The following is a 23,585-nucleotide window of genomic DNA, read 5'->3' as shown; positions in this document are numbered from 1 at the left end:
GGTTAAATACTGTCCCTAGCCCAGATTATTCATTAGCCGTCTTGGCGTTAGCCACGGTTCCGTGATTGGTTGCGCGAACCGTGGCTAACGCTCAAACGGCTCATTCGCAAGCACGAGGGAAATGGTGCACCGAATACCAGAGACGCTATACGAATCATCGTAGCGAATCTGGTTGCGGAGGAGCCGATGGGGCATCGGCTCTTCCGCGCTTTTGTTCAAGCTTCACCGCTCGAAAGAGACGCTTTCCGCTTCGGCAGCACCAACGGACACCGTTTTGGTTCAGCGTGAACGGGAGTCGAGCTTGATTGCGGTTATTCCCTTTGGTGAAAAATAATGACCGTTTTGCGGCTCTTGTCTATCCTACCCGAGAGCCTCGGGGGATTTTTCGCAGGGGGGGGGGAGCCAATCCGGATGGCGTGTACTTAAGGGATTCTGAAACGTGAAACATCCTTCCGTCGAGCTTGTCTCGGCGGAGGAAACAAGTGGCGGCTACAAACCGTACGCCCGAAAGAAATTCGCCCCACCCCCATGAATCGCCGGAGGCGATTCATGGGGGTGGGGCGAGCGCGGAATTTTGCGTTCATGGTAGCTGCCACCTGTTGCTCCGCCCGGACAAGCCGGACGGAAGCCGGAAAAACGCCCCTGTGAAACTCACTCCGTTTTTCTTAAGTCCACGCCGGTCCATCGATCGACGTAGACCCTTCGGTCCTGGCTTGACTCGGCGCTCAGCTTGCTTCCCAGCAGAGCCCGCTCTTGAGCTCCCGTGTTCTGGTCGAGAGGTCCTGGTTCCGGGACCGACAAATGAGTCTCTTGGCCAAGCGCCGACTGGTCAGATCAAATCAACGATTTCATCAGCGATCTTCGCTGGCATCACGTTGTCGGTGTCGATTTCGTGATGAGCAATCCGCTGGTACAGCGGTGTTCGTCTGCGTAGGACCTCAACCACTTCGTCGGTAAAGCTACTCGTGCCGGTCAGTGATGGACGTTGGTCATCACCGCCGATCCGGTTGACGATCGTCTCGGGCTTGGCTTTCAGCCAAATGACGATTCCCGCATTACGAAGCGGTTCAAAATTAGCTTCGCGTTCGATCACCCCACCACCGCAATCGATCACTTGGTCTTGCTGAGCGGCAAATTGTCGCACGATCTCTTCTTCTAAATCTCGAAACCCTGGCCAACCTCGCTCAGCAACGATTTCAGGAACAGCTTTGCCTGCTTTCTTGACCAGTTCCGCATCAAGACTGACGACGGTCAAACCGAGCTTTCCCGCAAGCAATCGGCCGACTTCGCTTTTACCAGTTCCACGATAGCCAACAAGGATAACATTCATTGGTTTGCCATTCATAGGTTTGCCTCAACCACTTGGCGCATGACATCTCGCGGTGCCTTTTGCCCCGTCCACAACTCGAATTGCACGTACGCTTGACCGAGAAACATCTCGATGCCTTCGATGGCGATCCCACCTGCAGCAATCGTCTCTTTCAATAGACGAGTTTGACGAGGGTTATAGACGGCATCAAAAACCACCAGCCCCTCTCTCAATAGTTCTACAGGAACGAGCGATGCATCCTCGTTGGGATGCATTCCAATCGGAGAGCAGTGCATGACAACGTCGGCAGCGACGATTTCCTGTTTCAGTGAGTCATCGTTAAGTGGACATCCCCGCACCGACGTGTTGCCGCGCTGCGATGCGTCATGAACCAGTTGCTCAAGTTCATCCGGCTTGACGCCCATGATAACTAATTCATTGGGCTTGGCTTCACAGGCCAAGGTAACGGCAATCGCACGTGCAGCCCCTCCCGATCCGAGTACCACGACTTTTTTTCCTTCGGGGTCAGCACCGGCGTCACGAAGAGCGTTGAGGGCACCGAGTCCGTCGGAGTTGTATCCTTTTAAGTGCCCACCCTCGTTGACGACAGTATTGATACAACCGATTCCAGCGGCGGTCGGATCGACTTCATCGACACTTTGCATTGCTTCGACCTTGTGCGGAATGGTTACCGACAAGCCGCGATATCCCATTGCTCGCACACCATCGAGTGCCTTGCCGACTTGCCCCGGTTCGACGTCATGGGCAACGTAAACCATTGGCAAATCGAGATGGTTGAATGCTGCGTTGTGAATGGCTGGCGAAAGCGAGTGACCAACGGGATGCCCAAACAGGGCACAAACGGTAGTCTTGGCGTCAATGTTTGTCATGAAGCATGCGATGGTTTAAGTGAATCGTCGAACGGTTTCTCGTGCATCTAACCTATCCGACGGAGCGATAGACTGGAAGCCACGGTAGGGGACACCAAACTAGCCCATGTCGAACCAGGTACAAGCCCAAACTGGCCTCCCCCCTCAAACCCAAGACGCGCGGATTGACATACTCGATCACTCATTACGGCGATCCAATCTTTGGCGGGATCGGCTACCTCAAAAAGAAGGATCGTGGAGAAACACTCTTCGAGTCAGCAGCATCGCATCGAGTGCGTTGTCACAACGAAGAATAGAATAAGGATAAGAGTTTTTCGTGGCTGTGGCCTCCAGTCGCAGCTTACTGAGGCAAGATGCCGCAGCCACACTTTGGCCAAGCCTAAAATCAAGCGGTGACAAAGCAGCAGCTTGTCGCAGAAAGTTACCGCTGCGTCGCGAATCACTATTGATAGTGTCGCCCTCTTCTTTATGCTATCTTGTTTGCTGGCGGACTGGCGTCGCAATTAGTTCCTTTCTTCGAACACGAGATGCGAGCTGGTTCTTTCTCTCTCCCCCCACGTATCCTCGGAATAGTAGTTATGGACCACAACCAAACTTCACCCACCGTCTGGCAAGGCGACTTACCCAAGATTGGCATCCGACCGACCATCGACGGACGGCAGGGCGGTGTTCGCGAATCGCTTGAAGATCAAACGATGAACTTAGCGAAGCGAGTTGCTGAGCTGATCACAAGCAACCTTCGCTATCCCAACGGCGATTCGGTCGAATGTGTGATTGCGGACACTTGCATCGGTGGCGTCGCCGAGGCCGCCGCATGCGAGAACAAGTTTCGCCGCGAAAACGTTGGCGTCTCGCTGACGGTCACCCCTTGCTGGTGTTATGGATCGGAAACCATGGACATGGATCCATTGCGGCCCAAGGCGGTGTTTGGATTCAACGGTACCGAACGTCCCGGGGCTGTGTATTTGGCGGCGGTGTTGGCCGGTCATAGTCAAAAAGGACTTCCTGCGTTCGGAATCTACGGGCGAGACGTCCAGGACGCTGGCGATGCGAACATGCCAGCGGACGTGCAGGGGAAAATCTTGGACTTCGCTCGTTGCGGTTTAGCCGCTGCATTGATGCGTGGAAAGGCATACCTTTCGATGGGTGGTACATCGATGGGCATCGCCGGTTCAATGGTCGACTATCGGTTCTGGGAAAAGTATCTCGGCATGCGGGTCGAAGACATCGACATGAGCGAGTTCGCTGGGCGAATGAAAAAGGGCCAATTCGATCAGGATGAATATGAAAAAGCTTTGGCTTGGGTCAAAGAACATTGTCCCGAAGGCGACGACTACAACAGTGACGAAACGCGGCGATCCCGTGAACAGCTCGATAGTGAATGGTCGGACTGCGTCAAAATGTCGCTGATCGCTCGTGACCTAATGGTGGGCAACCCCAAGTTGGCTGAAATGGGCTTGCAGGAACAAGCACACGGGCACCAAGCGATCGCGTCAGGGTTCCAAGGTCAACGCCAATGGACAGACCATTTCCCGAACGGTGACTTCATGGAAGCGATCCTGAACACGTCATTTGACTGGAATGGAAAACGCGCTCCCTATATCGTCGCGACGGAAAACGATGCATTGAACGCAGCCACCATGTTGTTCGGAAATTTACTGACCAACACGGCTCAGGTGTTCGCCGACTTGCGAACCTACTGGAGTCCCGATGCGGTCGCTTCGGCATGCGATGGTTACCAATTGGAAGGTGCGGGAAGCGATGGGCTGCTGCACTTGATCAATTCGGGCCCCGCAACCTTGGACGGTACGGGTCAGCAGACCGATGCCGATGGCACACCAACGATGAAACCATTCTGGGAAATCGAGGATGTTGAAGTCGAGAAATGTTTGCAGGCGACCACGTGGCATCCATCGATCACCGAATACTTCCTCGGTGGTGGCATGAGTTCACGGTACAAAACACGAGGCGGCATGAAGGCCACCATGACGCGGATCAACTTGGTCGACGGCTTGGGCCCAGCTTTGCAAATCGCTGAAGGTTATACCGTCGAATTGCCCGAGCAAGTCCATGACACACTCGACCAGCGCACCAACCCGACTTGGCCGACGACATGGTTCGCACCGATCGTGACCGGTCGCGGCGCATTCACATCGACCTATGAAGTGATGAACCATTGGGGTGCAAACCACTGTGTGATGACTGCCGGTCACGTCGGACACTTGTTCATCACCTTGGCTTCGATCCTTCGCATCCCTGTCTACATGCATAACGTCGACAGTGGCCGCGTGTTCCGTCCGAGCACATGGAATGCTTTCGGCACCGATCAATTGGAAGGTGCGGATTTCCGCGCTTGTGAAAACTTTGGTCCGCTGTATCGATAGCCTCGTGCTTTGGCACAGCTAAGGATAGAGGATGGCCGTAGTGGATCTTGTTGAAGATCCACTACGGTAGAATGAAGTACTGAAGGATCTTTCCCAAGATCCACTAGCCGGTAGAATCAAGTACTGAAGGATCTTTCACAAGATCCACTACGGTAGAATGAAGTACTGAAGGATCTTTCACAAGATCCACTACGGTAGAATCAAGTACTGAAGGATCTTTCCCAAGATCCCCTACCGGAAAACTGAGCTGACTTAGAACACTCGTACCCTTGTGACCACCTTCGCTCCTACCTTCCCCCATCGATCGCATGAAATCCACTGTCTTGTTTGTTCCAGCGTTTTTGCTTGTCTACGGATTGTCGAGCATTTCTTCCAACGCACTGTTGGCGGCTGAAAACGAAGATTTGACTCAATATGTCAACCCTCAAATCGACACCCACAATTCTCGTTGGTTCTATTTTTCTTCGGCTTGTCGCCCGTTTGGCTTGGTCAACCTCAGCCCCGACACGCAGACCAAAGGCAGTTGGAAATCAGGTTACCTGTACGACGACGACTCCATCCGCTGCTTTAGCCACGTCCATGCTTGGCAGATGTCAGGGATTCCCGTCATGCCGACAACAGGCCCCTTCCAGGGGCACTTGGGAATGGACAAGTATCAATCTAAGTATTCTCACGATAACGAAGTTGTCAGCCCCGGATACCACAAGGTCCACCTCGATACCTACTCCATCACGGCGGAGTTGACTTCGACCTGCCGTGTCGGGTTTCATCGCTACACGTTTCCCAAAAGTGAGCAAAGCCACATCATCTTCGACACCGGTGCGCTCCTAGCTCATGGACCGATGGCTTCTTCGCAGGTCCAGCAAGCGGGCGAATCAGAGATTGAAGGTTATTCGTTGATGCAGAAAACGGGGCGACGACCGAAGAACACGTATGTCTACTTCGTGGCCCAGTTCAGCAAACCATTCGACGCATTGACAACATGGTCGGGTGGAAAGCTGCAGGAGCCATCCGACGGCATCGAGGGAAAAAATGTAGGTGCGGCGGTTAAGTTTGTCACGGCGGAAGACGAACAGATCATGGTCAAAGTGGGGCTTTCGTATACCAGTATCGAAAACGCACGCAAAAACCTGAATGCCGAAGTTCCCGACTGGGATTTTGATCGCGTGCATCGCGAATCCACGGACCAATGGAACCAGTGGCTAGGCCGCGTCAAAATCAGCGGCGGTCAAGCGGATCACCGTACGAAACTGTACACCGACCTTTGGCATTCGCTGCTCGGACGTCGCACCATCAGCGACGTTGATGGTAGCTACTGTGACATGACCGGACCCAAGCCTGTGATTCGCCAATTGAAAATGCAGCCGAACGGCAAACCGGCATACCCTCACTACAACTTCGATGCCTTATGGGGCAGCCATTGGTCGCTGAATGTTTTGTGGTCGATGGCCTATCCGCACGTGATGGATGGCTTCTGCAATACGATGGTCGACATTTACCACAACGCTGGCTTGATTCCGCGTGGTCCATCGGGTGGAAACTACACCTTCGTGATGATCGGCGATCCAGCGACTTCGTTCTTTGCTACCGCTTACAACAAGGGCATTCGGAATTACGACTACGAAGCGGCTTACGAAGGCCTGCGCAAGAATGCATTTCCAGGCGGTATTCGTGACCACGCAGGTTACGAACACGGAAACAACGCCAGCGGTGGTGGGATGAAGTACTACATCGACCTTGGCTATGTTCCCGAAGACATGGGCGGCAAGGGCGCCCATCGTGACGGGGCTGCCATGACATTGGAGTACGCCTATCAGGATTGGTGCTTGGCCCAGTTCGCTAAATCACTTGGTAAAGAAGACGATTACCAGCATTTCCTACAGCGATCGCATAACTACCGAAACCTCTGGGATCCTGAGCTACGCTTGATGCGGCCAAAGATGAAGGACGGCAGTTGGATGCCGGGCTTTGAACCGGTTGGCAAAGGGTTTACCTGCCGCGGGTTCTGTGAAAGCAATTCGATGATCTATACGAACTACGTGCCGCACAACATCGCCGACCTCGCCGAATTATTTGGCGGCAAAGAGGCCTATTGCGATTTCCTTAACCATTCGTTCGAACAAAGTATCCCGACACGCTTCGTCGCCGATCACGGACAACATGGCAGTCGCATGGTTGACTATGACAATCAACCGGGCACGGGGATGGCACACCTGTTTTCTGTCAGTGGCAAACCTTGGCTATCCCAAAAATGGGTTCGCCAGGTCAAACTAAAAGCACACGGGGACGTAACGCCCTATGGCGGTTATCATGGCGACGAAGACCAAGGACAAATGGGAGCTCTCGGTGTTCTGATGGCGATTGGACTGTTTCAGGTCGACGGTGGTGCAAGTGTCGACAGCGTTTACCAGGTCACAGCTCCCCTGTTTGATCGTGTCACGGTTGAACTCGACAATGCGTATTACCCGGGTAAGAAATTTGAGATCATCGCCCATAACCAAGCCCCCGAGAATTGCTATATTGAATCGATATCGCTCAATGGGCAGCCGCTTGACCGCACTTGGATCACTCATCAGGAGTTCGCAGCGGGTGGACTTATGGAATTAACCCTTAGCGACCAACCCAACACGCAACGAACCGAATAAACACGTTCTCTCATCACCTCGATTGAAAAGTCTCCCGTGGAAACCAACAACGCAGCACCGGATTACCGCAAGCCGTTCATCACGATCACGATGCTGTTTTTCCTATGGGGATTCATCACCGTGATGAATGATGTCCTCATCCCCTATTTGAAAGACAGTTTCGAGTTAAGCTATTTTCAGGCGGGGCTGGTACAGTTCGCGTTTTTTGGGGCGTTCTTTTTTGTCTCGTTGGTGTACTACTTCGTATCGCTGTCCAGTGGCGATCCGATCAACCGAATCGGTTACAAAGCCAGTATCATCGTCGCATTGTTGGTTTGTGGAGCGGGCTGTGCGATGTTCTTTCCGGCGGCTGAGTTCCGGTCCTATCCGTTCTTCTTAGCGGCCCTGTTTCTGTTGGCGACAGGCGTGACGCTGCTGCAAATTGCGGCCAATCCCTACGCAGCGATTCTGGGAAAACCGGAGACGGCACCGAGCCGCTTGAATTTAGCCCAGGGCGTCAATTCGCTGGGTACCACAATCGCACCGATCGCTGGCGGCCTTCTGCTCTACAAAGTTTTTGCCGACGGCGGCGTCGTTACCATCGATTCGATCAAGATGCCGTATCTGATCTACGGGTCGCTCTTCGTTGTGCTGGCCTTGATCGTTTGGCGAAGTCATCTACCCAGCTTTAGCAAAGAGGATGATACGAATGACGACAGCACGGGCGCTTTACGTTTTCCGCATTTGCGATTTGGGATGATCGCCATTTTTATGTACGTCGGCGGTGAAGTTGCCATCGGTAGCTATCTGATTAGCTTCATGAGGCATGAAAGTATCATGGGCTTGCCTGAAGCGACGGCGAGTATCTACCTAGCTTATTACTGGGGTGGTGCGATGATCGGTCGCCTGTGCGGCGCGATCTCGCTGAGCGAGATCGGTACGCAATCGAAAAAGTACGCCGCCATGATCGCAACCGCCGTATCGGTCTTTGGCGTTGTCTACCTCGTGACCGCGATTCGCCTCGATGATGGCGTGTTTACGATGGATTTCTTGTCGCCTATCAAAGTCGCACCGTTTCTGCTGATGATTGCGATCAACTTTGGCGCCTTTGTTCTCGGTCAAGGCAACGCCGCACGAGTGTTATGGGTGTTCTCAGTCGGCATGGTCGCCTTGTTGTTAATCGCGTCGCTGACCGGCGGCCCGCTTGCCTTCTGGGCCGCACTGGGAACTGGCCTGTTTAATTCCATCATGTGGTCAAACATCTTCACTTTGGCGATCAAAGATTTGGGACGACACACGTCACAGGGCTCTTCCCTTCTAGTGATGATGATCGTCGGCGGTGCGATCGTACCTTTGATCATGGGTGCGACGGCTGACTATGTCGGTATTCAATTGGCCTTCTTGGTCCCCATCGTGAACTATCTTTATATCGCCTTCTACGGTCTGGTCGGTCACCGGCATTCCACGGCATCTACCGCACCAGCAGCGGAGCATGCCGCATGACAGACGATCGCGTCGTACTGACACTTGATGCTGGCGGTACCAACTTCGTATTCTCGGCCATCGATGGCGCGGGCGAAGTGGTGGCACCGGTTCGCTTGCCAGCTGAAACAAGGGATTTAGCGAAAAGCTTGGCGACGATCATCGAGGGGTTCACACAGGTCGCTCAACAAGTCCCTCGCAAACCCGTGGCGATCAGCTTTGCGTTTCCTGGACCAGCGGATTACCCACGCGGAATCATCGACAATGTCGGTAATTTACCGGCCTTCGCAGGCGGGGTCGCGCTGGGACCGTTCCTGGAAGAGCAACTCGGTTTACCCGTCTTTATCAACAACGATGGTGACTTGTTCGCCTATGGCGAAGCGATCGCGGGTTTGCTGCCATACGTCAATCAAATGCTGGAACAATCGGGCAGTCCCAAACGCTACCGAACGCTGTTTGCCCTTACTCTAGGAACCGGACTCGGTGGCGGGTTGGTTCACAATGGGGAACTGTTCATCGGCGATAATTCAAACGCTAGCGAGGTATGGCTGCTGAGGAATAAACGCAGGCCAGAAAGCTTTGCCGAAGAAGGGGCTTGCATCCGCGCCGTTCGTGGCAGTTACGCTCGAATCACAGGAACATCGATGGATGATGCCCCGACGCCCCAAGTGATCGCTGCCATTGCCGCAGACCCACAATCCGGCAATCAGCAAGCCGCCATCACCGCGTTCGCAGAATTGGGCGAAGTCGTCGGTGATGTGTTGGCCAATGCGATCACGCTGCTGGACGGCCTCGTGGTCCTTGGTGGCGGAATTTCAAACGCTCATCGCCTTTTCATGCCATCGGTGGTCAGCGAAATGCAGAGCAAAATACTCACATACGATGGTCGCACGATGGACCGAATCGTGCAACGAGTATTCAACTTAGAATGCGCCGAGCAAACCCAGGCATTCCTTCGAGGCGAGACCAAGATCATCTGCATTCCCGACAGCGATCGAGAATTGTCCTATGACCCGTTGAAACGCATCGCAATTGGTGTCAGTCGCTTAGGAACAAGCAAGGCTGTTTCCGTAGGAGCCCATGCGTTTGCGCTCCATGCGATTGATCGTTCCTAAGGCGGCTTACTTTTTGAGTCGCAACACCGCGTCGGCGTATCGTTGGCCCAACAACAGTTGGCTGGCGGCATCGAAGTGGGTTCCTTCATCCCAGGTTTTCGTGCCTTGGGATGAAACGAATCCAAATGGTGGGCCGCTGTTGCCGATCGCTTGCAAAGCGGTACGCACTTTGTCGCGTTTGCCGTTGTCGAAGACCTCGCCTACGACCACCGGCAAGTCGTCGACGCCAACCTCTTTCTTGATCCGGTCAACCAATACGTGGAACCGCTCTTGGTAGGTTTCCGGGTTAGAGTTTTTGTCTGCCTCGCCTTGATGCCAAAGCAGACCTTGAATATGAAAGTCGTGATTTTGGCGTTTCAAGTCTTCGGTTGCCAGGCGAATCGTTTCACAGAAATTGCGATAACATTCGCCTTGGGTTTCAGGTTTCCCGGACTCACCGGGGTTCCAATCCACTCGCAAACTCGTACCGCCCTTGGATCCTTTGATCAGCGCTATCTTTTGATGGGGGGCGGCTTGCAAAATCGCATTTGCGAACCCAATCTCCGGTCCAAAGGTTGGCGAGGGAAATCCGCCTTTGTACTTCGGCGGAATACTGAATCCAGGCGCAAGCGGTTTCCAACCGTCACTTGATCGCGGTGGATTTCGATAGTAGATGATCGCATTGGACAATGGACGACGCTGTGAGAGAGTCAACTCGCTCACCTGACCGCGGCCATCCATATTGGATTGGCCGGCTAGCAGATAGATGTCATACGAATCAGCCCAAGCGGATCCGCTGAAACCCCAAGTCCAAGCGATTAGAAGATAACAGGCAAAGGTCAGCCGAACGACACGATAGGTTTTCATTTGATCGTAACACTACCCTTTAACTTGACACCTTCGACACCCGAGCAATCGCTGACCATGATATCGAACTGACCTGGTTCGACCACCCATTGGTTGTCACGATTTAGCATTCTAAAGTCCCGTTTTGGCAATAGTTTGAAACTCACCTCTTTGGTTTCACCCGCCTTGATCGACACTCGCTCGAACCCCCGCAGCAGTTGTTCAAACGGTGCCACCGAGGCCACCACGTCTTTGACGTACAATTGAACCACGGCGTCACCATCGTAGTCGCCCGTATTGGTGACATCGCAGGTCACATGGATCTCCCCATCCGCATCCAATTCTTGGGGGCTGATCTTTAGGTTCTCGTATTCAAACGAGGTATAGCTTAGCCCATAGCCGAAGTAATACAGCGGACCGAGCACGCGAGTCGTCCCCCAGCCATTGGGGTCGTGGCGTGCTTCTTGCTTGGCCCATGCGCCATTGCGATGGGGCACAGCCAAGGGGATTTGCCCTACGGTTTTCGGGAACGTGATTGGCAACTTTCCACCAGGATTATTGGCGCCGAAGATCGTTTCCGCCACGGCTTGCCCGACTTTTTCGCCACCATGCCAGCTGACCAAAATTCCGTCCGCATTGCGGTCGATCCAATTGATCGAAGCGGCGCGTCCGATCATCAGTACGACAATGACCGGTTTTCCCGTCTTGACCATTTCCTGTACCAACAAATCTTGATGTCCAGGTAGGTTCAAATCGGTGCGCGAGCGAGATTCGCCCACGGTATCATCGTTGTCTCCCATGACGGCGATAATGATGTCTGCGCTCTTCGCCGCTTCGATTGCCTTGTCGAGCTTGGCCTGCTCTTCTTCATTGGGCGGCTGAGGCAAAATTCCAGAACCGGGGAAGGTGGCATCGTAGTAATCCACTCCTTGGCTATAAATCACGCTGGCCTGTTCACCCAAGAACGCCTTGATACCAGCCAAGGGTGTAATCACGTCGGACGTGCCGGGCCCATAGCGGCTAATCATTGGGATCACATCATCCGCCGCAGGCCCGGTGACAAAAATGGTGCCGCATGTTTTTGGGTCGACCGGTAAGACATCCTCATTTTTCAGCAGCACCATCGCTTCTCGAGCTGCCCGAAGGGTCATCTCTTCATGAGCTTTGCAGTGAACGATCGATGGCGCTGCATCGGGATCGACAAACGGTTTGTCAAATAAACCTAGCTCGAACTTGACTCGCAACACATCGCCAACACGCGAGTTGATGGTGTCTTCGCTAATTCGGCCATCTTTCACGACTTTGCGCAGTGGAAGAATGAAGTCCTCTGCCCTTTTGAACGTCGTTCGGACATTCATACCTGCGTTGACCGCTTGAGCAATAGCGTCTTCAAAATCTACCGCAACCTCGTGTTGCTCATGCAAACGAGAAACGGCACCGCTGTCGGAAACGACGTAACCTTTGAACCCGTAATCGCCTCTTAGTAGTTCCGTCAGAAAATAGCGGCTACCCGTGACAGGGATGCCATCGTAGGTGTTGTAGGAACTCATCGCTCCTTTTGGATGTGCAAGCGCGAAAACCTTTTGGAACGGGTGCAACAAAATCTCTTGCATATCCCGAAACGGGATCTGTGGATCGGTGCGAGCGCGACCATCCCGGCCTCCGTGCGGGGTGCTATAAGCCGCGAAGTGCTTAACGGTTGAACCGACACCCTGCGACTGAAGCCCAAGTGTCTGTTGCGTCCCCAGTTCGCCGACCAGGAAGGGTGACTCGCCATAGCATTCGATCGTCCGGCCCCATCGCGGATCGCGGACGACATCAAGGATAGGCGAATAGATATTCGAGTAGCCCAATGCCTTGGCCTCTTTGCCTGTAATCTCGCCAATGTGCCGAACCAGATCACGATCCCAAGTCGCACCGATCCCAAGCTGACTCGGGAAGTTGCTGGCGCGGGTATGGCACAGCCCTCGAATCCCTTCGTTGGTAAAGTCAACGGGAATGCCAAGCCGGGTTTCTTCGATGAACCAACGCTGAATCAAGTTCAGCAAATCGGCATGTTCGCGGTGCCCCGTCATGTCCATCACTTCACGAACGCCATTGCAGTGTTCGTCAATGTTTGCAATCCCATCTTTCCAAACACGATTCTTCCAGTCGGCGGTCGGATGAGTCGTTCTGAGAACTCGCTTGTGCCCATAGATGGTTCCCATCTGAGCGGTTTTTTCGTCCATCGTCATACGGTCGAGCAGGTCGGCAACGCGCTCGTCGATGGGAAGTTCAGGATTCTCATACGGATCCATCTCTCCGTTCTTGTTTCGATCAATCCAATTTTCATGGTAGATTCCGTCCGCCTTCGTCCAGTCGGCTAGCGACAGTAAACAGGCAAAAACAATAAGCAGCTTCATCTTTCGCACAATACACTCTCTCGCAATTTTCTCGCAGGTTAAATCGTCCGTACCCCATGCCACCCCATCGTGACGGGCCCACCGTGAAGGGCCCACCGTGAAGGGGCCACTGTCCACATCCGCTTCGTCACACAAACTCGCTCATTGACATACAATCAGTCTACCACTTTTAGCTCGGTCCATCATCGCCTGCTTCCATCGCAATCCTAGACCGAATAAGACGAAGTGATCTGGAACGACGAACCATTCAGGATGGCCGTGGTGGATCTTGTTGTCTCGACTCAGCGGACACGCTTGTGAGGATCCAGAATACTTAGCAGGATACATTATGTCGAAAAAAGGGATTCTGAGGCAAGAATGCCAAGAGTATCCACACGACTTTCGACAACAACCTCTACTTCAATGTCGAGCCGCGGTCGACAGCCCCCCATGCGATCGTTGGCGAGCCACTCTTCGCAGCGCCCGGCCGAGCGGGCACGCGTTTGGATAGGGTGGACAAGAAGGCGCTGCTGGGATATCGGCTTTGTCCAAAATCCCCGGCCATCGATCGTAAAAAAAATCCGTGGAAAAACGATCGATGGATTGAAAGAGCTTCAAGACTTTTTTGGGTCGTCCGGTGAAGGGCCGAGCGTTGAACGCGGGGGCTATTGAGCGACGACCTTGATTTCGCTCAGGCTGACGCCTAACATTCGCTGAGCGATCGGTTCAAGCACTTCGCTCGAACCTTGGATATGTAGGGTTTTTTGCACGTGTTGCATCGTTTCGCCAGGTTTCAATGCGGCGGCTGGCGACGAGGTTTCGAGTTCGTAGAACGGTCCAAGAGGCGGTGCGCCGGGCGTTGGAGATCCGTCGTTGTAGGAATTGATCACATCGCCATCGAACGGCTTTTCTTGATGCTCCCACATCGAATTGACATAACCATGCGGCGCATCTTGGACGTTGTACATCACCAAATTCAGCACACCACCATCGGGATCATAGCTGCCCGCGATCCCCTTGGTACGCTGGGGTGAAATACCGATCTTGCCGCGTCGGGTTCCGTCCCCTTTGAAGAATAACACGTCCTCTTTGACCGTCAGGTATTCAGCGGGCACCTTGCCAAAATAGGAGTCGTTCACTTTGGGGCCGAGCGCCGCTTCGTCGCCAGCCTTGAACGGGATCACGACGGTTGTTTGCGGCGATGGGTTATACATGCCTAACATCCAAATCGACGGCAAGCCTGTTTCAGGCGTCCATTCACGCTGGCCACGATTCGTCAAACGATTGTCGGTTTCATAGGCCACGCACTTCGCACCCTGCGGCAAATTGTCAGCACCGATCGCAGCCGCGACCGCTGATTCATCCAGCAATCGAACGGTTCGCTCGATGCCCATTTCAAACTTAGTTCCCGAATGATTCAACATCTCGCAGTCTCGTTGGAACTTCGCCGAATTCGCGGTCTGTTCGACTAACACGAAGGGTTCGGTATCAATCGCCGGCGGTGTTGTCCAATCCTCAAATACAAACTCGGTACCGGGTTGAAAGAACAGCGCAAACTGGCCACCTTCGGGACCGAGCCAAAATCGCTCTTCACCACCAAAAATGTAAATGTGTTCTTCGAGCTTGCCTTTTCGCTCTTCCTCGGACAACAAGCCTGCCGCAATCACTTTACGGTTGATCCACCCAAAGCTTTGCCCGCTCGCTTGGTCGATGGTGCTGGTCATCACTCGGCCTTGATAGGCCGGTGCGACGGCGACAGCAGCATCACCATCGTGTAGTAACACGATCGGGGTATGCGTTTTCAGAAAAGTCAAATCATCTTGAAATTTTGGTGACACGTCGGTCGACTCCTGTGCAAAAGTATCGGTCGTAAATACCAAGCATCCGAAGAGGAGCATGGAAAAAAAGGTTGTAAAGTGGACTGCTTTCATATCATCAAGTTCGCCTTAGAGAGATTGGATTACCACGAAGACCCCCAAGCTTAAACAGTATACCGCATACCGCGTCTTCGTTGGCCTTCCGTTCGATTTTGTCTTATCGATTTCTGCATACTCACTTCCCCCGCCACCGCGTCGCAGACTCACAGAAATAGCTCCAAGCGTTTTTGCAATGAATACTCTTCCTTGCCAACCCCTCTCCTGCAGCGGAATTCATGATCACTCGCAGCGAGCGACCCTGTTTCAACGCCATCGTAAAGAATGGACGTCCCTGCGGGTCCAAGTCCATATCAAAAAGGCTAACAATGTTTGGGTGATCCAAACGTGCCGTGATAGAGGCCTCGCGTAAACCAATCCTAATACCGAAGCCACATCCCTCAAAGTTCAAACACTAATCGGCAAGCGGGAACAATATTTTTTTCGGTCCTTCTCTTAACTTGCTGTCAACCGAATCCGCTACGTTGGCGTTGCTAGGAATGCGTGGTTTGTGTTTCGTTTCAATGACGGCATCCATTTCTTCCTTCAATCGACTTGCCAATTCTTCCACAAAGGGGCGGGCCATCGTTGCGGCGGGATAATTGGGCAACCGAGTGATCGACATCGATTCGGCCTGTAATTCGTCCGTCATGTAGCATTGGTAATCAACACAGGGCCGGTATTGGATTAGACGACCTGGATAGACAGGCGGGACATAAGCCTCGGCGAGCTCGTCATGCTTTTTCCATATGTCGGACATGTTGACAACGGTTCGTGTGGGCGTCTGCGATTGCACCGAACGCCTAAATCGACTTGCGATTCCCGCACGCCACACCCTGGTCCGCTTTCGCAAGGAGCTTAGTTTTGATGCCAGGAACTGCCTCTTATCGCGATGAGATAACAGACAAAAGTTCTGCCAGTGAAATCGGATTCGTTCTAACTCGTAAACTGCCCGGACTTTTGTACTGCGTGTTGTCCAAGGAGCGGTGTTCCAATTGTAGGTCTCAATACAAGCGAGTATAGCTACTTTGTCGCCCTGTTCGAGCAACTGCCGGGCCACCTCGATCGCAGTGGTACCTCCGCTGCAATAGCCAGCAATAAAGTATGGACCGCTGGGTTGCACTTCCTTTAAATCATGAATAAATCGCTTGGCTAACGCTTCGAGCGTATCAGGAATCGGTTCCTTGAAAACACCGGGCGAGTGCAGCCCGTAAACAGGTTGGTCACTGCCCAAACATTCGCTGAGCGCATGATAGACGAGTGTCAGCCCATCGGCGGCAGGCATGCAAAACAGTGGTGGTCGTGTGCCCTCCTCTTGAATCGGAATCAGCGTTGAGATGGATGACGGCATCGAATCATCCCTTGTCGATGCAAGGGAGACTTCCGTAGCGGTCGTTTGGGGATGCGGCAGAAAGCCACCAGCACGAAGTTCCTCGCAACTGTCTTTGACCGCGTCAATGACCGTTTCGATTTGTTCGTCGGTATGTACGGTTGATAAGAAACAATTGTCTTGCCAACCCCGCATGAAAATCCCACGATCGAGCAGGTGAAAGTAGAGTAGATCGGCGTACTGCAACTCGGTGGGAAACGTCATGCGGAACTGGGACGCAAACTGGGCGATCCGAATCGGATAGAGTTCTTTCTCGAAGAACTCGTTCAAACGGTCGGCCAATCGTTCGGTTTTCTTAGTCAATTCTTGTTGCAATTCGGGACCTTCTTCTTTGAGCTTCATCAACACTTGATGAGCTGCGGCCATGGCAAGCGGATGACGAACGAAGGTGCCAGCGAAAAACGTCATGTCGGCGGTCGGATCGGAATCGTCATCGTAACGCCACATGCCGCCATCAAGAGCGTCCATGTAACGAGCCGAGCCCGCGATCGCTCCGATCGGCATACCACCACCGAGTATTTTTCCGTAAGTCGCGATGTCGGCCCAGACGTCAAACAGCTCTTGTACACCGCCCTGAGCCGCCCGAAATCCGGTAATGACTTCGTCCATAATCATCGCAACGTTCGATTCGGCGGTAATTTGGCGGACTTTTTTCAAGAATTCACGCGGCTGCAAAAGCGGGTTCGCACTCTGTACCGGTTCAACCAATACGGCCGCCAACTCGTCGGTATGACTGCGAATGTAATCGAGTGACTCCGGTGCTCCGTAAGGCAATACGATCACATCGCCAAGTAAGCTCGACGGAACGCCGGGCGAGGCGGGTGAGGTTCGCCAATTCCCGGCAACTTGGTTGCATCGCATCAGCACTTCGTCAAAGTTGCCGTGATAATCTTGGTTGAAAAAGATGACTTTCGATTTGCCAGTTACCGTACGAGCAATTCGAAGCGCTCCCATCACGGCTTCGGAACCTGTGTTACAAAACGTTGCTCGATCTTTGCGAGTCAGATCGCACAATAGCTGAGCCACTTCACCGGCGAGCGGTGATTGCGGCCCCACTTCGATGCCGCAGTCGAGTTGTTTCTTAATCGTATCGGTAAGGAATGCTGGTGATTGGCCAAACAAGTTCAACCCGAATCCCATCGCGATATCGATATACTCGTTTCCGTCGATGTCCCATAATTGCGAACCTGCCGATTTGGAAACCGTGATTTGGTAAACCATCGATTTCCACATCCGACGGTAGCAGGCAACGCCGCGAGGATCGGCAAAGTGTTCGCGATGGCGTTCGGAGTGAGCTTTCGATTTGGCCGTCTTTGCGGTTAGGCGTTTGATCAGTGCGTCGAGATGAGCTTGTTGGTTTGCCGTCAATTCACTGCTGGGACTACGCCGCAGCGGTTTGTAAGGGCCGAATCGTTTCGTGTCCTTTTTTTGGCCAGAATTCTCCGATACGGGGACGCCCTCTCGGTCGCTTGATGAATTTGCTAGTTTTCGCGAACCGATGGGTCCCTCTAGCAATTGCAATTGCATCGCCATCAACTCGTTTTGCTGAGCAATGATCTGCTCCAGACCAATGCCGGCTCCCAATCCACTCGATTGGCGCGAAGCATCAGTGATTTGATGCGGTATTAGCCCAGCGGCGATCGCTTGTCCGTTTGTTGCCGGTGCCGCCGTCATGGACGGAGGTACGACAGGACCATTTGTGGGGCCACCTAAGTCCAACGTCGGCGTTCCCGCAATCCGACCGCTGGGAGCCGCATCGACTTCGACTAGCGGTACAAGGTAGCCGATCAATGCGTCAAACGAAGCCAAATCCTCGATCATTTGACGAAACGTGACTTTGACCCCCAACGATTGTTTGATGCGTTGACTGAACTGGATCAAAAACAACGAGTCAAAGCCGAGTTCGAGAAAGCTGGCATTCCGATCAAGATCCGCTAAATCCATCCCACTCGACGACCGTAAAATCTCGGCGAGTTTGAACTCGACGGCAGAATGTTTTGTTTCAGTCTTCATAGGAGAGGCGGAAAAGATCGATGGCGGAGCGAACGGTTTGGGGTAGTCGTATCCACAGTATAGCTGCCCAATCGAATAGTTCTAATGGCCAGGAAAAGAATGGACATTTCCGCAGAATTTCATCGCTCGCATCCCCCCCCGATGCGGCTGCAGAACCTTAAGACATGAGCGAAAGTCGCATCTCAAATTGTCATTCCATCTTCACAAGTTTCCTACGAAAAAACCTCTCAATCGATTCTGGCGGCGACACAAACGAACTCAAGATCCACTGCGAAACGCTTCAAGTTGCTCGCGCATTATCTGCAGTTGCTGGGCAATCAATTGTTGGGTTGTTAAATCTTGAGCTGGCATCGGTTCCGTTTTTTCTTGTACGTGGGTTTCCGAAAATTTCTCGACCGGCGGCCCCAGACCGTCGACCCAGTAGCGATCCTTTTCGAACGGGTACGTAGGCAGGTGCAGTCCGGATCTTGCTTCACCTCGATAGAGCGACTTCCAATCGACCTCGACACCCGATTGCCACAATCGACCGATGGATGCCCAGGCATGTTCAGCTGAAGTTACGGATTGTTGCGGGTGGGGCAGGAGTGGCTGCGTGAGTCGAATGGGTGATTTCGAAGCGGATTGACGCACCAATCCGCTTAACGCTTGGCCTGGTCCCACTTCAACGACGACGGCATCAGGTTGTGCCAACTCGGTCACACGGGTCACGGCGTCGGAGAAGCGGACGGTTTCTAACAGATGGGCTGCCCAGTAGTATGGATCGGTAGCTTGGTCATCGCTGAGTACTTCTCCGCTGACGGACGATACAATTGGAATCGTCGGAGCCGATAGCGGAATCGCCTTCATGTGCTCGGCGAATGGTGCCACGGCGGGCTTCATCATCGCCGAGTGAAAGGCGTGCGAGGTATGCAGCCGCTTGCATACGATCGATTTCTTCTCCAACTTTCGCTCCAGTGCATCGAGTTGCTCTTCGGGGCCGGCAACCACACACAATTGCGGGCTGTTGACTGCTGCAATCGAGACACGACGAGGCAGATATCTCTGGACATCCTCGGCTGACGTGCGAATGGCCATCATGCCTCCCTCCGGCATCGCTTGCATCAACTCACCCCGAATCGCAACCAAACGCAGTGCATCGGAAAGCGTAAAGACTCCGGCGATCGTTGCGGCGACGAATTCACCCACGCTATGTCCGACCATGCTCTCGGGACGAATACCGAGCGATTCGAGCCATCGAGCGAGCGAATAGCAAAGACAAAACAGAGCCGGTTGCGCGATGTTCGTTTGATTGAGCTTTGCCGCGGTTGTTTCATCGGCGTTGTCACGAAAGACCAAATCTCGAAGATCAAGCTTGCGGTCGGCTGAGAGAAAATCGAAACAGGCATCCAAATGCGTTTTCAGAACGGGCTCGGTGTCATACAGCTCTTTGGCCATCCTCGGATGCTGTGACCCTTGACCAGGAAATATAAACACGATCGATGGCGAAGCGACCGCCGGACGAAGTGACTCGACTGGCTGAGGTCTTTGCAAGCCTTCGATCAGCGATTCGACCGACTCAGCCGTGACCGTAGTACGGTAATCAAACCGAGCTCGACGCATCAAAGTACACGCCAAGTCGGCGAGTGATGTCTTAGGATGCTGGATCAAAAAATCCGCCAACCGTTTACGCTGGTTCAAAAGCGCCGTAGGTGTTTTCGCTGAAAGCGTGATCGGGTTTAGCGTTCGCCTACTCCGTTGTCGTTTTTGCCCCGTTGGCTCTCGCAAAATCACATGAGCGTTCGTGCCACCGACCCCAAACGCACTGACGCCAGCGATCCGCGGACCTTTCGTTTGCCAGGGCACCAATTTCGTATTGACCCGAAAAGGACTATTTTCAAAATGGATGTTGGGATTCGGTTTGTCAAAATGAAGGCTCGCCGGAATCAATGCGTCGCGCACCATGAAGGCGGCTTTTATCAGTCCTGCCATACCGGCGGCAACATCAAGATGACCGATGTTTGTTTTGACCGATCCGATCGGACACGCACCAACATCCGCACAGCGATCGCGGAACGCACGTTCGAGTGAGCGGATTTCTACCGGGTCGCCGATGAACGTTCCAGTGCCATGCGTTTCGACGTAACCGATGTCGTTCGCCGACACGCCCGCCTGCTGCATCGCCATTTCGATCACTTCCGCTTGTCCACTAACCGATGGTGCTGCGAACCCTGTCTTCACAGCTCCATCGTTGTTGATTGCGGTCGCAGCGATCACGGCGTAAATGGAATCGTTGTCGCGACGAGCGTCCGACAATCGCTTTAATGCCACGACCCCCACACCTTCTCCGAAAACGGTTCCGTTTGCATCGGCATCAAAGGCGCGAACCTGCCCGCTGGAGGAATGAATCATCCCCTCAACCGCAATGTAGCCATGTCGGTTTTCTAAATCGACACTGACTCCGCCAGCCAATGCCATCGTGCATTGACCAGCAAGCAATGATTGGCAAGCCAATTGGATGGCAACCAGCGAGGTCGAACATCCCGTTTGTACCGTCAGCGCCGGACCACGTAGATCCAGACAATGCGAGACGCGGGTGGCTAAGAAATCCTTTTCATTTCGCAACAGCACTTCAAAGTTGACATCGGGCTGTGTGGCGTCAATCGCTTGCTGAATCAAATCGCGATACCCGTTCGGTCTCGATCCAGCAAAGACACCGATCCGCCGCCGCTGCGCATCGGCAAAGTCGTACCCCGCATCTTCAAGCGCCGTCCATGCCGATTCCAAAAAGAGCCGATGCTGAGGATCGGTAAGCATCGCTTCACGTGGGCTGAATCCAAAAAAGGACGCGTCGAATTGATCGATGCCATCGAGCGTTGCCACTACAGGAACATAACCTTCGTCTTGGTAAATCGAACTTGGGACACCATGATCGGCCAATTCCTGAGATGAAAATCGGCGGATCGACTCTACCGAATTCCTCAAGTTGTCCCAAAACGCTTCGGCTGAATCCGCTCCCGGAAAGCGAGCCGCGATGCCCACGATGGCAATAGCATCCGAGTCTTCACGATCGTCCTTGGCCGGCCTTGAGTCACCGCGTGGCGAGACAACCCGAGCGGGCACCGAACCACTCAAAAACTCAGCCAACAGCGGGATGGTTGGATATTCAAACAAGTCAACGATCGCGAATGGCTTGGGAAACTTTCCTTGTAGTTGTCGCTCCATTTCCAACAACATCAACGACTGACCGCCTTGCTCGAAGAATGAAGCGTTGTAGGAAACGGCCTCGGTACCGAGTAACGTTTGCCATACTTCCGCAATCGTTCGTTCAGCGTCACTGGCCGCTGAGCGGACGTCTACTTGCGGGCCGATTCGCTCAATCGCTCGATCGAGTGACGGTAAGGAATCAAGGTCAAGTTTCCCGTTGATGGTTAACGGAATCGTGTCGATGGGGACGAAGTACGATGGGATCATGTACTCGGGCAGGTTGACCGCCAAATGACGACGAAGCGATTCAGCCAACAACGTTTGTTCTGGTTTCGCCACAACATAAGCAGCCAGAACTGGACCAGCCTGTGAAAGGGAATCCTGCCATGAGGGATCTTCGCTACAAACGATCACAATGCACTGGGCGACAGCGGCGTGTTGTTGTAGCCTCGCTTCGACTTCACCTAGTTCAATTCGAAAACCACGTAGTTGGACCTGCCTATCGATACGTCCGTGATACTCAAGTTCGGTCTCCCCACATTCGTTCGTCCGCAGACGCCCTAGGTCGCCCGTTCGATAGTACCGCACGCGTTTACCATCGGGCACCGCATCGGACTCACCTTCAAATGATTGAAGCGTAACGAAACGCTCATCATTGAGCTGCGGACGATTCAAATAACCGCGTGCCACACCGGGACCAGAAACATAGATTTCACCGACTTGTCCATCGACTACCCGGTTTTGGTTCTGATCCAAAACAGACAAGCTTAGATCGGGGATCGGAACTCCGACGCAGCTACTTGTTTCACTTTGTACATCGGAGGCGGTGACATGCCGATAAGTCACATGAACCGTCGTTTCAGTAATCCCATACATGTTGATCAGCTTGGGAGAATCGTCACCATGCCGATCCACCCAATCGTGAAGCGAGCTAAACTCCAACGCTTCGCCACCAAAGATAACGTAACGCAGGGAGAGTGGCTGATCGCGATCGAACATCGCTTCATCGGCAATCATCAATTGCCGAAACGCGGACGGAGTTTGGCTCAAAACCGTCACACCTTGTTCAATGAGTAAGCGATAGAAGTCGCGAGGCGATCGGCTAACGGCGTAGGGTAGGATCACCAATCTGCCGCCGTAGAGCAGAGCGCCCCAAATCTCCCAGACTGAAAAATCAAACGCAGCGGAATGAAACAGTGTCCAGACGTCGTTTCCATCGAAACCAAACCATTTCTCGGTTTGCTGAAAGAGCCGAGTGACGTTGTGATGCTCGACCAAGACGCCTTTGGGAATCCCCGTTGAACCAGAAGTATAGATGACGTAAGCCAGGTCATTTGGACCAACGTCGACGTTTGGGTTGGCATCCCAGCGCGAGTCAGATGCTGTGATCGACGCGTCAGCTAGCAGAACTTGGCTGTCATTCGGGATGTTGAAGCGATCTGCCAATTCGTGATTGGTGACTATCGAAGTGGCCTGGCAATCCTCGATGATGAAACCGAAGCGGGCGGGCGGCACGGTGGGGTCGATCGGAACGTATGCTGCTCCCGCTTTGAGAATACCGAGGATGGCCGCAATCAATTCGATGTCGCGCGGCAAACACAGTGCTACCAAATCGCCTGCTTTGACGCCACGCTCGGTCAATTGGTTGGCGATTCGATTCGCAATGCGGTTCAGTTCACGATACGTCCACGATCGACTCGCCGACACAACCGCAACCGATCCGCTCGACGAAGCGGTTTGTTGTTCAAACCAATGATGAAGACATTTGTATTGCATGGCAGCGATTATAATTAAACGTTTGTCGATGATGTCGCCAGCGCGGCGAGGTGATAACCGAATGAGTGCAGACTCTATCGATCCGTTTGCCAACGGAGAGATTCGCCGCCGTTTTGTGATCGTCCGAGGCCCGACCGTTGCTTTGAGTATTTGTTTGTAGCGTTGCATGAAGAATTCTCAGGCGGAAAGTCCCTTTCACTGGAAACGGGTACACTTTCCGACTATTGTATTGGCGAACATTACCCAATGGTCTTTCTTAAAATGTAAACTTGGTCATTCCGTTGAGCCCAGCCCACCAAT

General features: G+C 53.3%; 12 protein-coding genes. 5 read left to right on the top strand and 7 right to left on the bottom strand.

Features of this window, described 5'->3' with window-relative positions; all coding sequences use genetic code 11:
- Positions 1 to 829: 829 nt before the first annotated feature.
- Both Q31b_RS02135 and aroE read right to left on the bottom strand, forming a co-directional pair.
- Positions 830 to 1,345: a shikimate kinase gene (locus Q31b_RS02135; RefSeq protein ID WP_231617236.1), complete on the bottom strand. Its 516-nt coding sequence runs from the start codon at positions 1,343 to 1,345 to the stop codon at positions 830 to 832.
- The gene (aroE, locus tag Q31b_RS02130) at positions 1,342 to 2,199 is read right to left on the bottom strand and encodes a shikimate dehydrogenase (protein ID WP_146598009.1); all 858 of its coding nucleotides are present in this window, start codon (positions 2,197 to 2,199) and stop codon (positions 1,342 to 1,344) included. The genes Q31b_RS02135 and aroE overlap by 4 nt, the downstream gene beginning before the upstream one ends.
- A gap of 164 nt (positions 2,200 to 2,363) precedes the next feature.
- Between aroE and Q31b_RS29300 the strand changes: the two genes are divergently transcribed.
- The 5 genes from Q31b_RS29300 to Q31b_RS02110 all read left to right on the top strand — a co-directional run bounded on the left by Q31b_RS29300 (position 2,364) and on the right by Q31b_RS02110 (position 9,804).
- A complete protein-coding gene (locus Q31b_RS29300; RefSeq protein WP_261343812.1) occupies positions 2,364 to 2,495 on the top strand; it encodes a hypothetical protein in 132 nt (43 codons plus the stop codon).
- 282 nt (positions 2,496 to 2,777) lie between these two features.
- Positions 2,778 to 4,583, top strand: a complete 1,806-nt coding sequence (locus tag Q31b_RS02125) for an L-fucose isomerase (RefSeq protein ID WP_146598008.1) — start codon at positions 2,778 to 2,780, stop codon at positions 4,581 to 4,583.
- Between the two features lie 308 nt (positions 4,584 to 4,891).
- The gene (locus Q31b_RS02120) at positions 4,892 to 7,228 is read left to right on the top strand and encodes a GH92 family glycosyl hydrolase (RefSeq protein WP_146598007.1); all 2,337 of its coding nucleotides are present in this window, start codon (positions 4,892 to 4,894) and stop codon (positions 7,226 to 7,228) included.
- Between the two features lie 36 nt (positions 7,229 to 7,264).
- Positions 7,265 to 8,710: a sugar MFS transporter gene (locus Q31b_RS02115; RefSeq protein ID WP_146598006.1), complete on the top strand. Its 1,446-nt coding sequence runs from the start codon at positions 7,265 to 7,267 to the stop codon at positions 8,708 to 8,710.
- A complete protein-coding gene (locus Q31b_RS02110; RefSeq protein WP_146598005.1) occupies positions 8,707 to 9,804 on the top strand; it encodes an ROK family protein in 1,098 nt (365 codons plus the stop codon). The genes Q31b_RS02115 and Q31b_RS02110 overlap by 4 nt, the downstream gene beginning before the upstream one ends.
- A gap of 6 nt (positions 9,805 to 9,810) precedes the next feature.
- Here the strand turns inward: Q31b_RS02110 and Q31b_RS02105 are convergent, their stop codons facing one another.
- From Q31b_RS02105 to Q31b_RS02085, 5 genes are all read right to left on the bottom strand, one after another.
- Complete coding sequence (locus Q31b_RS02105; RefSeq protein WP_146598004.1) at positions 9,811 to 10,650, bottom strand: sialate O-acetylesterase; 840 nt, start codon at positions 10,648 to 10,650, stop codon at positions 9,811 to 9,813.
- On the bottom strand, positions 10,647 to 13,031 hold the full coding sequence (locus Q31b_RS02100) for a glycoside hydrolase family 3 N-terminal domain-containing protein (protein ID WP_146598709.1): 2,385 nt from the start codon (positions 13,029 to 13,031) through the stop codon (positions 10,647 to 10,649). Before Q31b_RS02100 ends, Q31b_RS02105 begins: the two co-directional genes overlap by 4 nt.
- Positions 13,032 to 13,675: 644 nt before the next feature.
- Positions 13,676 to 14,908 (bottom strand): DUF6786 family protein, encoded by a 1,233-nt coding sequence (locus Q31b_RS02095; protein WP_197170770.1) that lies wholly within the window; start codon positions 14,906 to 14,908, stop codon positions 13,676 to 13,678.
- Positions 14,909 to 15,338: 430 nt separating this feature from the next.
- Positions 15,339 to 18,326, bottom strand: coding sequence for an aminotransferase class III-fold pyridoxal phosphate-dependent enzyme (locus tag Q31b_RS02090; protein ID WP_146598002.1), 2,988 nt, complete (start codon positions 18,324 to 18,326; stop codon positions 15,339 to 15,341).
- A gap of 258 nt (positions 18,327 to 18,584) precedes the next feature.
- Positions 18,585 to 23,453, bottom strand: coding sequence for a polyketide synthase (locus Q31b_RS02085; RefSeq protein WP_146598001.1), 4,869 nt, complete (start codon positions 23,451 to 23,453; stop codon positions 18,585 to 18,587).
- Positions 23,454 to 23,585 lie beyond the last annotated feature (132 nt).

The sequence above is a fragment of the Novipirellula aureliae genome (assembly GCF_007860185.1).
Taxonomy (GTDB): domain Bacteria; phylum Planctomycetota; class Planctomycetia; order Pirellulales; family Pirellulaceae; genus Novipirellula_A; species Novipirellula_A aureliae.
Note: the sequence above shows the minus strand (reverse complement) of the source record. Positions and strands in the feature narration are given on the sequence as shown.